Below are 13,381 nucleotides of genomic sequence, written 5' to 3'. Positions count from 1 at the left end.
ATCATCAGGCCTGCCTGCTCCATGAACAGTCCCTCGCTTTTCAGCCTCGTTTTTACGCGCATGCTGCTCTGTTGTCTGTTGTTAACCAGCGGACATGCAAGTGCCAAAACACTGGTCCTGGCACAAATCGGTGACCGGCCGAAAAAGGACTTTCGCCAGCTACGCCCCATGGCCGACGCCATGGTTCAGGTACTGGCCCCATTTGGTTACGACCAGGCCGATGTGCAGATTTACCCCGACCGGCCCCAGCTTGAAAACGCCATTCGCGAGGGGCGTGTACACTGGATCACCGAAACGCCCCTCACGGCAGCACGCCTTTATCAGCAGCAGTTGGCCACACCGATCGCACGCAAGCGGAAACGCCGGCAGCACGCCTATCAGAGCCTTATCTATGTGCGAGCCGACAGCCCCATACAAACCCTGAGTGACTTGACCGGTCAACTGATCGCACTTGAGCACAGAAACTCCTTCAGCAGTTATTTTCTACCCCTGATGGCCTTGCGTGATGCCGGACTAAGCAGTGTCCACCTGGAAACACCTCGGCAGGCTGTCCCTGCCGACAAGGTCGGCTATGCTTTCAGTCGTAACGAACGCAACAATCTGCTCTGGGTCGACAAAGGGATCGCTGCTGCAGGTGCTCTGAATGACGGCGACTGGCAGACACCCGGTCGCCTGCCGGCCAAGCTGCTGCAGAATATGCGTATCATTCATCACTCCGCCCTCTACCCCCGTGCCTTCGAGCTGCTGACTGACAATCTGGAGCCAGAAGCCCGTCAGGCCCTGCAGCAAGCCCTGCTGGCTCTGGATCCGAGCAAAGACAGCCAGTTGCTGATGCAGTATGAAAACAGCAGCCATATTACGCCACTGGGGCCTCATGACCTCCAGCAGCTGCGCTCACTCGATGTCGAGACACTGCCATGAGTTCGCCTCTCAAGCGCTCTCTACCGCGACGGCTGACCACCAGCTTCGCGGTCATGCTCGTTTTCCTGACCAGTATCCATTTCATCCTCCTGGCGAACGGCTTCAGACAGTACAGCCGCTTCTTCATCGACAGCGGCAATGCGCACCTTGTCAGCTCGCTGAAGGAGCAGCTGGAACGTGATGCAAGCCTGCTGAGCGGCGCCCTCGCTGCCCGCCTGGATATTCCACTCTACCATTTGGATCTGAGCGAAATCGGGGCACACCTGCAGCAGATCCGCAGCAACCGCAATCTGGACTATGTTTACCTGTTCAGCCCGGATGGAACACTGCTGCACGATGGCAGCGAAACCATCCCCGATTTCAACAGACCATTGGCTGAACTGGTCCCGCTGACACCCGCCGATCACCTGCAGCTACTCTGGAAAAATGAGCGTCTGCATGTACTGCAACCGGTCGACACGGCCGAGCATACTGCCGGACACCTGGCGCTGGCGATCAACTTTGCCTCGGCGTTGGACGGGCTGGCCATTCATAATGCCCAGTTTCAGGCAACCGCAAGTGCCAAAGAGCAGCAGATGCTGAGCCAGATGATTCTGGTCACCCTGTTGCCGCTACTGCTAACGCTATGGATTGTGTACCGCTTCAGCCATCACCTGTTCAAGCCGTTACAGCAACTGGCTGACAAGAGTCGGCGTTTCGGTGAAGGTGACCGCAGCGTACACTTCAACATGGCGCAGCAGGATGAAATCGGACAGCTGGGGCACGCACTGGAACAGATGCGCTGCAGTCTGGAACAGAGCCACCGCCACACCCACCAGCTGGCTTACCTGGACAGCCTGACCCAGCTGCCCAATCGACACTGGTTCCAGCAATCTCTGGACAGCCTGCTGCAGCAGGCCCAGCAGCATGATCGACGCCTGGGTGTGCTGTTTATCGACCTCGACCATTTCAAAGAGGTCAATGATACCGCCGGGCATGAGATGGGGGATCTGCTGCTGTTCGAAGCGGCCGCGCGTCTGCGCAACCTGCTGCTGGAACTGGACCTGTCTGATCCGAACAGTGAAGACGTACTCTTGGCCCGCTTGGGTGGCGATGAGTTCGTTATCCTCTACCCGGGCCTGGAACGAGGTGAACAGGCAGCGGAACTGGCCCGGCATATTGCGACAACACTGGACGAGCCCTTCCTGATCGATGGTCGCTATTTCAGTATTTCCAGCAGCATCGGTATCACTGTTTATCCCGATGATGGTGTCACCAGCAGTGCCATACTCAAGCACGCCGATATTGCCATGTATGCCGCCAAGCAAAGCGGCCGCAACCAGTACGCCTTCTTTTCACCCCGCATGAACCAGCAGCTGCAACAGCGTATCGAGGTACTCCAGGGCGTTCACACAGCATTGGAACAAGGCCAGTTCTATCTGGATTACCAGCCAATTCTGGATCTTGCCGATGGCCGGATTCGCGGCGCCGAAGCGTTGCTCCGCTGGCAGCATCCCGAACGCGGGTTGATTCCGCCAGGGCAGTTCATACCGACCATCGAGGATTCCGACCTGATAGGCCCGGTTACCGAATGGGTGGCCCGACAGGCCGTCCAGGATCTGCTGCTCCTGCAACAGCAGCAGCCCGGATTTGCCGTCTCGATCAATATTTCCGGTGCCGCGTTACATCAAAAAACGACGCGAGATTTTCTGATCAAGCTTAAACAAAGCCAGCGGGTCCCGGACAACGGCCTGCATGTCGAACTGACGGAAACCAGCATGATGCGCCACCTGGACGACTGCCGGCAGACCTTGCAGCAATGGAAGGAAACGGGGATCAATATCTGGGTGGACGACTTCGGTACCGGTTACTCATCACTCAGTTACCTGCACCAGCTACCGATTGACGGTCTCAAGATCGACCGCAGCTTTGTTCGCGAACTCAAGCCGGGCAGCAACAGCTCACTGGTCGCTACCATCATGACACTGGCTGACATGATGCAGCTGAAAGTCGTCACAGAAGGGATAGAAACCCGGGATCAGCGCGACTGTATCACTCGCCTGGGTCCCTGCTTTGGCCAGGGCTTCGGGCTGTACCGGCCCATGTCGTTGGCAGCCCTGCAGGCACTTCTGGAACGGGAGCCGTCCGCCCCCGATGATACCCCGACCAGACCTCAGCCCTAGTGGCCGAGGTCATACTCGGGCTCAGAGACGCACTTCGATTCCGTGTTCACGCATGTAGCGCTTGGCTTCGGGGATGCTGTATTCGTTGAAGTGGAAGATCGAGGCCGCCAGTACGGCATCAGCCTTGCCGTCAAGACAGCCTTCAACCAGATGGTCCAGATTGCCCACACCACCCGAGGCGATAACCGGTACCTGCACAGCATCACTGATGGCACGCGTCACACCAATGTCATAGCCGTTTTTGACACCGTCCTGGTCCATGGAGGTCAGCAGGATCTCTCCAGCGCCCAGCTCGACCATCTTCCTGGCCCACTCAACAGCATCAATCCCGGTCGGCTTGCGGCCGCCATGGGTAAAGATCTCCCAGCGATCCGGCTCACCGGCCTGACTCACCTTTTTGGCATCAATCGCCACAACAATGCACTGACTGCCGAAGCGATCGGCTGCTTCACGCACAAAGTCGGGGTTTTTCACGGCAGCACTGTTGATCGATACCTTGTCGGCACCGGCATTAAGCATGGTGCGAATGTCCTCGCAGGTCCGAATTCCCCCTCCAACCGTCAGCGGAATAAATACCTGTGATGCCATTTTCTCCACCGTCTGGACCATGGTGGCACGGCCCTCGTGGGTTGCCGTGATATCCAGAAAGGTGATTTCATCGGCACCCTGTTCATCATAGCGCTTGGCAACCTCGACCGGGTCACCAGCGTCTCTGATATCAACAAACTGAACCCCTTTGACGACCCGACCGTTTTCCACGTCCAGACAGGGAATGATGCGTTTTGCCAGTGCCATAGGTATCTTCTCTCTTAATTGCCGATCAGGTTGTCGCTCAGTGTCTGAGCTTCGGCCACGTCCAGTGTCCCTTCATAGATGGCACGACCGGTGATGGCGCCCAGAATACCCTGATCTGCCACTTTGGCCAGCGCCTTGATATCTTCGATATTGGTCACGCCACCGGAGGCAATCACCGGAATACCGGCTTCACGGGCCAGCTCAACCGTCGCTTCCACATTAACACCTTGCATCATGCCGTCACGGCTGATATCCGTATAGACAATGGCGCTGACGCCATCGTTCTTGAAGCGCTTGGCCAGCTCGACCGCCTTGATGTCCGTAATTTCCGCCCAGCCATCAATGGCGACATAGCCATCCTGAGCATCCAGTCCAACAATGATATGACCGGGGAAGCGCTGGCACATTTCGGTAACGAAATCGGGGTCCTTGACAGCCTTGGTACCAATGATGACGTACTGCACACCGGCATCCAGGTATGCCTGAATAATCTCGGCAGAGCGGATACCGCCACCAATCTGAATCGGCAGGTCCGGATACGCTTCCGCAATTTTTTTGACAATCTCGCCGTTCACCGGCTCGCCGGCAAAAGCACCGTTCAGGTCCACCAGGTGCAAGCGTCGACAACCGGCTTCAACCCACTTGGCGGCCATTTCGACCGGGTTGTCCGAGAAAACGGTGGAGTCATCCATACGGCCCTGACGCAAGCGAACACAGGCACCATCTTTGAGGTCAATCGCGGGAATAATCAGCATATCGGCTCGAATCCAGAATTATCAGTCAAAAAATGTCAGGTCAGGGACTGACCGTCCCAATTAAGGAAGTTCTGCAACAACTGCAAACCTGCCTTCTGGCTTTTCTCCGGGTGGAACTGCACGGCAAACACGTTATCTCGCGCAATGGCCACATCGAAATCAACGCCGTAATTGCAGCGTGCCGCCACTTGGTCACGCTGCTGTGCACGGACATAGTAGCTATGCACGAAGTAGAAGCGGCTACCGTCATCAATATTGGCCCACAGCGGATGTTCCCGCGACTGGTACACCTGATTCCAGCCCATGTGCGGCACTTTCAGGCGTTCGCCCTCGGCATCCCGAAGGTCATTGCCGAAAAAATTGACCCGCCCCTCGAATTCGCCCAGGCAATCGACGCCACCGTTTTCCTCGGAAAACTCCATCAGTGCCTGATAACCGACACAAATACCCAGAAACGGCTTGCCGGACGCGATGGCTTCGCGCACTTCTGCATCCACGCCCAGACGGCGAATCTCGGCCATACAATCACGAATGGCACCCACCCCAGGCAGCAGCACCCGATCGGCGCTGCGAACCTGTTCCGGGTCGGCGGTTACCCGCACTTCGACGCCCGGCTGGACATGTTCCAGCGCCTTGGCCACCGAGTGCAGGTTACCCATGCCATAGTCAATTACTGCAATACTGCCCATGCTCAGAGGCACCCCTTGGTGGATGGCATGATGTCGGCAGCACGCTGGTCGACTTCCAGCGCCATGCGCATGGCCCGACCAAATGCCTTGAAGATGGTTTCAGCCTGATGATGGGTATTCTTGCCCTTCAGGTTATCGATGTGCAGCGTCACCATGCCGTGGTTCACGAAGCCATGGAAGAACTCGCTAAACAGATCTACATCGAAGTTGCCAACCCGACCCCGGGTGAAGTCCACGTTCATTTCCAGCCCCGGACGCCCCGAAAAATCGATCACGACACGGGTCAGGGCTTCATCCAGCGGTACATACGCATGACCGTAGCGACGGATGCCTTTTTTGTCACCCACGGCCTGCTTGAAAGCCTGGCCCAGGGTAATGCCAATATCTTCCACGGTATGGTGATCATCAATGTGCAGATCGCCAATGGCGCTGATCTCCAGATCAATCAGCCCATGTCGGGCAATCTGGTCCAGCATATGGTCCAGAAAAGGTACGCCAGTATCCACATCCAACTGCCCGGTGCCGTCGAGGTTGACTGCAACAGTAATCTGGGTTTCCAGGGTGTTGCGGGTTACCTGGGCTTTACGCTCGGCCATTTCTCTCTCCGCCTGGGGGTTTACGAAAACGCTCAGTATACATCCAACAGCAGCGTAACGGCAGGCTCAGGCTCGATGCTGCTGCATGACAAAGCGGGCAACTGATCCCTATACTCCATCCTGTAACCCTATTCCATGGAAATAAGGAGCCCTCGATGAAAGCCATCAAGCTACTGTTTGCCTTCCTGCTGGGGCTTCTGCTCTTGGCCGGGGTGGGCCTGCTGGCCCTGACCACCCTGTTCGACCCCAATGACTACAAGGATGAGATCCGTGATCAGGCATTGGCACTGGCCGGTGTGGAACTGCATATAGAGGGGAATATCGGCTGGTCTCTGTACCCAAGGCTGGCGCTGGAGCTGAACCAGGTCGGCGTCGGCTATCCCGACAAGCCGGCACTGGGCACATTAAAGCGTGCGGAAGTTGCCGTGAGCATACCCGCTCTTATCGACGGCAAATTGCAGATGAATCGACTGCTGGTGGATGGTCTGACGCTGGCACTGGTGCAGAATGCTCAGGGTGATAACAATTGGACGCCGCTTGACGTGGAGCCCACTCCCGAACAGCTGGCTGCGGTTGCCGCTGCCAAAGACGAGGCTGACACCACTCCGGTCCCTGCTGTGACCAACCGCCCCCTCGCGCTTGAAATCGAGTTCGTCGACATCCGTCATGCCGCCCTCACCTTCATCGATCAGAGTAATGACAGCCGCATCGAACTGCAGGATCTGAATCTGCAGGCGCGCCAGATCAGCGCCACCCAGCCCTTTCCTCTCACGTTGAAGTTCGGTCTGCGCCAGCTGACCGACAACCAGCTTCAACTCGGCGGCAATCTCGCACTGAACACCGACATCAATCTGGATCTGCCTGCCCAACATTACCGGCTGAACAACCTGAACGGCACACTGAACCTCCGTGAAGGCGCACGCCTGCCAGCACCTCTGGCCCTGGTGTTCAGCGCCGATCTGGACACCCGCCTGAACGAAGAACAGATCGAAATCAGCCAGCTGCACCTGCAGGCCGACCCGCTGACACTCAGTGGTCACGTAACACTGAACGGCTTTACCCTGCCACAGATCAGCGGGCAGCTGAACAGCAACACCTTCAATCCCCGGCAATTACTGGCGGCTGTTGGGCTGAACGCACCCGCCACCGCCGATACAACAGCTCTGACCACCCTCGCCTTTGACACCACCTTGACCGGCCCGGCAGGCACGCTCACGCTGAATCCCTTGAACCTGCGTCTGGATGAGACCCGCTTCAATGGCGACGCCGCTCTGTCGCTGGCGACCCAGCGTCTGTCAATCAAGCTCAAGGGTACAGCTCTGGATGCCGACCGTTACCTGCCCCCGGCTGCCGACAACAGCAACCCCGAGGCCAGCACAAGCAGTGCAAGCCCGGCCAGTGCCGGTACAGCCCTGAGCTGGTCCAAGGAGGCATTGATTCCGCTAGCCCCTCTGCGTGCGCTTAATCTCGACGCGGCTCTGGATCTGGACAGCCTGAAAATTCATGGCCTGCAGCTGGAACAGCCCGGACTCAGTCTCTCGGCGCATCAGGGGCTGGTTCGACTGACCCGTTTCAACACCCGTGTTTTCAGCGGACAGGTCAGCACCACCGCCCAGCTGGATGCCCGCAAAACACCCCTGAGTATCACAGTGGCTCCCCGCATCACCGGCCTGCAGTTGGGTACGGCTCTGCAAACCCTGGCACAAGTTGATGTCATCACCGGTAATATGGACAGCCGTGCCGATCTCAGTATGAGTGGCCAGTCGATACATGCCTGGATCCATTCACTCAACGGCAGCGCAAATGTCCAGATGAAGGAAGGCGTCATCAAAGGCATTGATGCTGCCCGGTCCCTGTGCCAGGGCATCAACAACCTGTCATCTCTTTGGATCAACGCCGAGCAGGTGGATACCTCCACCCCGTTCGCCAACCTGGACACCCGCTTCACGCTGCGCAATGGCGTTGTCAGTAACCGGGATCTCAGCGTCAAGCTGGATGCCATAAGTGTCAACGGTCGCGGCAGTATCAATCTGCCCCTGCAGACACTGGATTATCGTATCGGCATGGTGCTGGAGAAAGACCTGTTCAATGAAAGCTGCTCGGTCAACAACCGGCTGGAAGGCGTCGAGGTTCCCGTGGACTGCAAGGGACGTTTTGATGACGAACCCGCCAAGCTCTGCCGACTGGATACCGGATTCATCACCGATATCATCAAGGCCGAAGCTCGACGCAAGGTAGAAGACAAGGTCGGCACCCAACTGGAGGAGAAATTGAAAGATAAACTGGGCGAAGACAAGGCCGGTCAGGTACTCAAGGGGCTCTTTGGCCGATGACTCCTGATCAATTCAACGGTGCCGTGCTGGAATGGTTTGACCGGCACGGTCGTCACGACCTGCCCTGGCAGGCCGAGAAAACCGCCTATTTTACCTGGATTTCGGAGGTCATGCTGCAGCAGACTCAGGTTAAAACCGTCATCCCCTATTTTCAGCGCTTCGTCACACGCTTCCCGACTGTGCATGATCTGGCGGCCGCCGAACAGGACGAGGTGCTGCACCTGTGGACCGGGCTGGGCTATTACGCCCGGGCCCGCAATCTGCATAAAACCGCCCGTATCGTCAGTCAGGAACTGAATGGCGAATTCCCGCAGACGGTTGAAGGTATGGAGGCCCTGCCCGGCATTGGCCGTTCGACCGCCGGTGCCATCGTTTCCATCTCGACCGGTCGCCGGGCCGCCATTCTGGATGGCAACGTCAAGCGCGTACTGGCCCGCTTTTACGCCGTTGAAGGCTGGCCCGGTACTCCTGCCGTGATGAAGGAACTCTGGGCCTGGGCCGAACGCAATACGCCCCAGCACCGCGTGGGTGATTACACCCAGGCAATGATGGATCTGGGCGCAACCCTCTGTACCCGCAGCAAGCCGAGCTGTCTGCTCTGCCCATTACAGACGCATTGTCAGGCCCGCACCCTGAACCTGACGGATCGGCTGCCGTCCCCCCGCCCCAGAAAAACCCTGCCGGTCAAGCACACCATGATGCTGCTGATCCAGAACGATGCGGGTGAAACTCTGCTGCAGCAACGCCCTCCCAGCGGTATCTGGGGCGGTCTCTGGAGCCTGCCCGAAGTGGCTGACCTTCGCGATGCTGCCTCAACTCTGGGCCTGGAACTGGATCTCGCCGCCACTGAAGTACTGGAGCCGGTACGCCACACCTTCAGCCACTATCATCTGGACATCACGCCTGCACGCGTCGTCAGCAAAGACCCTACAAACTCTGTCATGGAAGGTCTGTCGGCACTCTGGTATAACGTGGAGCAACCTGCAAATATTGGTCTGGCAGCCCCGGTCAAGCGTTTGCTTGAGCGTTATGCCAGCTGAACCCGGAGATCATCAATGAGCCGTACCGTTTTCTGCCGCAAGTACAAACAGGAACTGGAAGGACTGGAGCGCCAGCCCTATCCCGGCGCGCTGGGCCAGAACATTTTCGACAACGTCTCCAAAAAGGCCTGGCAGGAGTGGACTGATCATCAAACCATGTTGATCAACGAAAAACACCTGAACCTGATGGACCCGGAAAGCCGCAAGTACCTGCAGCAGGAGATGGAAAAATTCCTGTCTGGCGAGGATTACGATCAGGCTGAAGGCTACGTCCCACCGGAATCGAAATAATTCACCGATATCGCTTGACCTGAGCGGGGCTTTCCGGTTTAATACGCCCCCGTTGCCCGGATAGCTCAGTCGGTAGAGCAGGGGATTGAAAATCCCCGTGTCGGTGGTTCGATTCCGCCTCCGGGCACCAAAATTCAAACGAAAAAGCCTCGCAAACGCGAGGCTTTTTTGTATTCGCCCAAAGACACCCATCCATAGACATGAGGCCAAACGTCGTTCATACGACTCACAATGGTGGCCCCACATTCTCGTCACCTCTTGCACAACACCGGGTTCAACACCAGATACGTGTACAGGGACACCGCACACCCAACTCCCGCCAGTGCAACCCAGTCGGTAACGGTCGTCACATACACCAGTTTCGACCCTGTCAGGGCCGGTGCCAGCAACGCTGCCACAGCACCAGCAATCAAACTGATCCACACCAGACGGGGACACCGCTTGCCCGACCGTTTTACGCCCGCCCACTGCGCCACACACAATACGGCAACGGCCACTGCAATCCAGACCGTGTAGGGCTTGAGGGTATACAGCATCACAACCAGAATCTGTTCGATAGACATTATCTTTAAGCCTCACACGCGACCGTTCAGCATGGCGTAATACGCCGGCTGCAACATTTTTTCCTTCATTACCCATACCGCCCAGGACTCTTCGATCGGACTGATGAACGGAAACGAGGGCATCAATTCTGCACCATAGCCAAACTCCGCCAACATGGCGCGCCCCATCCCGGTAATCAGCGGACAGGAGGTATATCCGTTGTAGCGGGCGGTCAGCGAGCGACCGGCCAGATAACTCAGTATATTTTCTTCCAGTACCGGTGCCTGCTTTTTCACACTGGCGGCCGTTTTGCCGAACGGCGTGCCGATAACATCGCCGATACCGAATACTTCCGGGTAGCGACGATGCTGCAGGCTATACTGATCCACTTCGAGCCACTCGCCGGCCCACTCACCCTCCCGCCATACCAGTTCACTTTGACGCACCGCATCGGGTGCACTCATCGGCGGAACAATATGGATAAATTCAAACTCCTGGCGTTCGGTTGTGCCATCTGCGTGACGAAATAACGCCACCCGAGCTGCGGGATCTATCGCACTCAAATGCCTTTGGTCCTGCAATCTCACCTGCTGCTCACGCCAGCGCCTCAGTACAAAATCGTTGTACACCGGTACCGAAAACACCTGGTGTCTATAGGGTGTGTAGAAATCGACCTGGAAATGCTCACGCAATCCCGTCTCTTCCAGCCGGCTCAGGCTCGTAAAAATGGCTTTCAGCGGAGCTCCGGCACATTTAATCGGTGTATTCGGCAAGGTAAATATTGCCCGTCCCTTGCCTCTTGCCATGAACTGTTCAAGCGCACGACTGGTGCCTGCAGCCGCTTCCGGGCCTGCATAAATGCTGCCAATACCATACTGACCAATCAGGTCCGTCGACATGCCCTCAATTTCGCCGTAATTGAGTTGACACCCGGTTGCCACCACCAGCACATCATATTTCAGGCGCACACCCGTGCTCAGGCTGATGCGCTGGCTGTCGGGGTCAAAAGCGATGGCATCCGCCTCAATCCAGGCAACATCAGCCGGAATCCAATCACGCGTATCGGTAACCACATCCTGTTGCGACCAAAGACCGGCACCAATCAATGTAAACCCCGGCTGATAAAAATGCCTTTCGCGAGAACCCACCAGCGTGATCCGTACTCCGGAAAGGGAACGTTGTAGCCTGCTGGCCATGGCAAGCCCTGCGGCGCCGGCCCCGATAATAACAATATGGGCCGATGTCGACTGATGAGCCAACAACTTGGCAGCCGGCAACATCGACAAAGCGCCAGCCCCCAGCTTCAATAACCGCCGTCTGGACTGGTTCAGTTCCTTGTGGGGATGAGTAAGTGACACTGATAACCTCCAAGAATATGCTTATGCATATATTCTAATTTATGCCTGGAAGTCTAGAACGTGACACATTGTCACACTGCCGCCGACCAATAGGGTTCATGGCACCGCGATCATATTGAAGCTCTAGATGTTACCCACAACCGGGACGGCCTGTGCATAACCTGAATAACGGTCAGGCTACGGATTTATCCATCGCGGCGATTGTTGATAACCTCGGATTTTAATATCCACAAAGCTCCTGCATACAGCTGTGGAAAACCTTTTCACAAGGTCGTAACACCTTCTTTAAGGCCTTATGGAACCTGACCTGCAGAAAACAGATCGTTTTTTGAACAGGGGCAGGGATAACACACCTTATACTTACCTTATCCACATTTATCAAAAAACCCGCGTGTAAATCGACCTATTGTACGGTTCATTGATATCCTGTGCATAACAGGATCCTGTTGATAACATCCTGTGGGCAGTCATGTAACCCGCTTGTCATCTCAACTCGGTAAGCTGCTCTTCGACTGCTCAGGACAAGTAGCAGAGGGAAGGGCACGGAAGCCACCTCCCCACGTCATCACGTCATCACGTCATCACGTCATCACGTCATCACGTCATCACGTCATCACGTCATCAACATGGCAGCATGTCTCTCGAACCCTTCGAGTGCTGCACGGCACATTCATGCGCAATCCTGATCGCGGAAGAGCAGAGGTAACGTTATCCTGAATAACGGACACGGAAAAACCTGGCGCTAGAGGCCAAGGAAGATAGGATATCAACTTAACAGGGGATTATGCATCCGGCTTCAGAATGAAGCACAGATGGTGCAGATGGGGAGACTCGAACTCCCACGCCCGTGAAGGCACTAGCACCTGAAGCTAGCGTGTCTACCAATTCCACCACATCTGCTTCGAAAGTGGGCCGCATTATATCGGCCCTTTCTGGGCTTGTGAAGCCTTTTTTACATATTTAATGCGTTTTTTCCTTCAGACAAGCGACAAAGTGATCACCCAGCTTTTGTAGATAGTCGGTATAGCCATTCGGTCCCAATACTGCCGTACGGGCCAGCGGGTCCAGCTCGCCCAGGCGTACCGGCAAGCCACTGATGATCGCATTCACCACGGCACTGGTAAACTGCGGCTCGCTGAACACGCAAACGGCCTTGCTGTGCTCCAGCTGCTGACGAATTTCGGCCAGGTGGCGTGCACCAGGTTTACGCGCCGGATCCACGGTAAAATAGCCCAGCTGATTCAGGCCATAATGGTTCACAAAGCCGCTATAGGCATCATGAAACACGAAGAAGCCGCGCTGATTATAGGCCGACAATTGTGATGCCAGTTCGGCATCCTTGCGGCGTACCGCCTGTTCAAATGCGGCACGATTGGCCAACAGCTGTTCCTGTTGATCCGGGAAGGCCTGTTGCAGCGCCGGCAATACCTGATCGGCGATGGCCAGGGCATTCAGGGGATCAAGCCAGATATGCGGATCCTCGCCTTCTACATGAGACTGGTGTTCCTCATGCTCATGCTCATCATGAGATTCAACTGCAACCTCTGCCTCGTGTACATGGGGAGTGCTGTCAGGCAGGAGGGTTACAATCTTGGCGTTGGTGCGGGACAATGGCTTTTGCAGAAACTGCTCCAGCCCTGGCCCAACCCACAGCACCACACGGGCGTCGGCCAGTTTGCGCATGTCCGAAGGCTTGAGCGCATAGTGATGCGGCGTGCCTTCCGGCGGCAATAACAGCTCGGGCTCAGTAACGCCATCCGTCAGGGCCGACGTGATCAGCTGCAAGGGTTTGATGCTGGTCACAACATCTGCAGCGCTGGCCGGCAGCGCGGCCAACAACATGACGGACAGGGATACGCCCGGAAGGGTGGTACGGAGGAAGTGTTTCATCGGGACAC

General features: G+C 56.6%; 12 protein-coding genes and 2 tRNA genes. 6 read left to right on the top strand and 8 right to left on the bottom strand.

Translation table 11 applies throughout. The features are described from left to right. Positions 1-21: 21 nt before the first annotated feature. Positions 22-921: a phosphate/phosphite/phosphonate ABC transporter substrate-binding protein gene (locus H1S06_RS11400; RefSeq protein ID WP_181740264.1), complete on the top strand. Its 900-nt coding sequence runs from the start codon at positions 22-24 to the stop codon at positions 919-921. Then, complete coding sequence (locus tag H1S06_RS11395; protein WP_181740262.1) at positions 918-3,083, top strand: putative bifunctional diguanylate cyclase/phosphodiesterase; 2,166 nt, start codon at positions 918-920, stop codon at positions 3,081-3,083. Before H1S06_RS11400 ends, H1S06_RS11395 begins: the two co-directional genes overlap by 4 nt. 21 nt (positions 3,084-3,104) lie before the next feature. Here H1S06_RS11395 and hisF read toward each other — a convergent pair whose 3' ends face one another. Genes hisF through hisB form a run of 4 tightly spaced genes read right to left on the bottom strand, consistent with a single transcriptional unit; the run spans position 3,105 to position 5,918 of the window. Then, complete coding sequence (hisF, locus tag H1S06_RS11390) at positions 3,105-3,878, bottom strand: imidazole glycerol phosphate synthase subunit HisF (RefSeq protein ID WP_181740260.1); 774 nt, start codon at positions 3,876-3,878, stop codon at positions 3,105-3,107. Between the two features lie 14 nt (positions 3,879-3,892). Then, positions 3,893-4,633: a 1-(5-phosphoribosyl)-5-[(5-phosphoribosylamino)methylideneamino]imidazole-4-carboxamide isomerase gene (gene hisA / locus H1S06_RS11385; RefSeq protein ID WP_181740258.1), complete on the bottom strand. Its 741-nt coding sequence runs from the start codon at positions 4,631-4,633 to the stop codon at positions 3,893-3,895. Between the two features lie 35 nt (positions 4,634-4,668). Beyond that, positions 4,669-5,322, bottom strand: a complete 654-nt coding sequence (hisH, locus tag H1S06_RS11380; RefSeq protein WP_181740256.1) for an imidazole glycerol phosphate synthase subunit HisH — start codon at positions 5,320-5,322, stop codon at positions 4,669-4,671. 2 nt (positions 5,323-5,324) lie between these two features. Then, complete coding sequence (gene hisB / locus H1S06_RS11375) at positions 5,325-5,918, bottom strand: imidazoleglycerol-phosphate dehydratase HisB (RefSeq protein ID WP_181740254.1); 594 nt, start codon at positions 5,916-5,918, stop codon at positions 5,325-5,327. Between the two features lie 155 nt (positions 5,919-6,073). Between hisB and H1S06_RS11370 the strand changes: the two genes are divergently transcribed. The 4 genes from H1S06_RS11370 (at position 6,074) to H1S06_RS11355 (ending at position 9,712) form a co-directional block, all read left to right on the top strand. Further along, complete coding sequence (locus tag H1S06_RS11370; protein ID WP_181740252.1) at positions 6,074-8,251, top strand: AsmA family protein; 2,178 nt, start codon at positions 6,074-6,076, stop codon at positions 8,249-8,251. Then, positions 8,248-9,291, top strand: a complete 1,044-nt coding sequence (gene mutY, locus H1S06_RS11365; protein WP_181740250.1) for an A/G-specific adenine glycosylase — start codon at positions 8,248-8,250, stop codon at positions 9,289-9,291. The genes H1S06_RS11370 and mutY overlap by 4 nt, the downstream gene beginning before the upstream one ends. 15 nt (positions 9,292-9,306) lie before the next feature. Then, positions 9,307-9,582 (top strand): oxidative damage protection protein, encoded by a 276-nt coding sequence (locus tag H1S06_RS11360; RefSeq protein WP_181740248.1) that lies wholly within the window; start codon positions 9,307-9,309, stop codon positions 9,580-9,582. A 54-nt stretch (positions 9,583-9,636) separates the two neighbouring features. Beyond that, positions 9,637-9,712 (top strand) — tRNA-Phe (locus H1S06_RS11355). Between the two features lie 121 nt (positions 9,713-9,833). On the opposite strand, the gene H1S06_RS11350 is transcribed toward H1S06_RS11355, so the two are convergent. The 4 genes from H1S06_RS11350 to znuA form a co-directional block, all read right to left on the bottom strand. Further along, on the bottom strand, positions 9,834-10,145 hold the full coding sequence (locus H1S06_RS11350) for a hypothetical protein (protein WP_181740246.1): 312 nt from the start codon (positions 10,143-10,145) through the stop codon (positions 9,834-9,836). Positions 10,146-10,157: 12 nt separating this feature from the next. Further along, the gene (locus H1S06_RS11345; RefSeq protein ID WP_328515336.1) at positions 10,158-11,483 is read right to left on the bottom strand and encodes an NAD(P)/FAD-dependent oxidoreductase; all 1,326 of its coding nucleotides are present in this window, start codon (positions 11,481-11,483) and stop codon (positions 10,158-10,160) included. 813 nt (positions 11,484-12,296) lie between these two features. Beyond that, positions 12,297-12,383, bottom strand: a tRNA-Leu gene (locus tag H1S06_RS11340). A 60-nt stretch (positions 12,384-12,443) separates the two neighbouring features. Next, positions 12,444-13,373, bottom strand: coding sequence for a zinc ABC transporter substrate-binding protein ZnuA (gene znuA, locus H1S06_RS11335; protein ID WP_181740244.1), 930 nt, complete (start codon positions 13,371-13,373; stop codon positions 12,444-12,446). Positions 13,374-13,381: the final 8 nt, after the last annotated feature.

This window comes from Marinobacterium marinum (genome assembly GCF_013868415.1).
GTDB lineage: Bacteria > Pseudomonadota > Gammaproteobacteria > Pseudomonadales > Balneatricaceae > Marinobacterium > Marinobacterium marinum.
The sequence above is the reverse complement of the archived record's forward strand: the minus strand, read 5'-3'. Positions and strand labels throughout refer to the sequence as shown.

What these genes read in the sequence shown, in the direction of transcription:
- hisF (WP_181740260.1), bottom strand. Translation starts at nt 3,878, where the DNA reads ATGGCACTGGCAAAACGCATCATTCCCTGTCTGGACGTGGAAAACGGT.
- hisB (WP_181740254.1), bottom strand. Translation starts at nt 5,918, where the DNA reads ATGGCCGAGCGTAAAGCCCAGGTAACCCGCAACACCCTGGAAACCCAG.
- H1S06_RS11370 (WP_181740252.1), top strand. Translation starts at nt 6,074, where the DNA reads ATGAAAGCCATCAAGCTACTGTTTGCCTTCCTGCTGGGGCTTCTGCTC.
- hisH (WP_181740256.1), bottom strand. Translation starts at nt 5,322, where the DNA reads ATGGGCAGTATTGCAGTAATTGACTATGGCATGGGTAACCTGCACTCG.
- H1S06_RS11400 (WP_181740264.1), top strand. Translation starts at nt 22, where the DNA reads ATGAACAGTCCCTCGCTTTTCAGCCTCGTTTTTACGCGCATGCTGCTC.
- H1S06_RS11395 (WP_181740262.1), top strand. Translation starts at nt 918, where the DNA reads ATGAGTTCGCCTCTCAAGCGCTCTCTACCGCGACGGCTGACCACCAGC.
- mutY (WP_181740250.1), top strand. Translation starts at nt 8,248, where the DNA reads ATGACTCCTGATCAATTCAACGGTGCCGTGCTGGAATGGTTTGACCGG.
- H1S06_RS11360 (WP_181740248.1), top strand. Translation starts at nt 9,307, where the DNA reads ATGAGCCGTACCGTTTTCTGCCGCAAGTACAAACAGGAACTGGAAGGA.
- H1S06_RS11350 (WP_181740246.1), bottom strand. Translation starts at nt 10,145, where the DNA reads ATGTCTATCGAACAGATTCTGGTTGTGATGCTGTATACCCTCAAGCCC.
- znuA (WP_181740244.1), bottom strand. Translation starts at nt 13,373, where the DNA reads ATGAAACACTTCCTCCGTACCACCCTTCCGGGCGTATCCCTGTCCGTC.
- hisA (WP_181740258.1), bottom strand. Translation starts at nt 4,633, where the DNA reads ATGCTGATTATTCCCGCGATTGACCTCAAAGATGGTGCCTGTGTTCGC.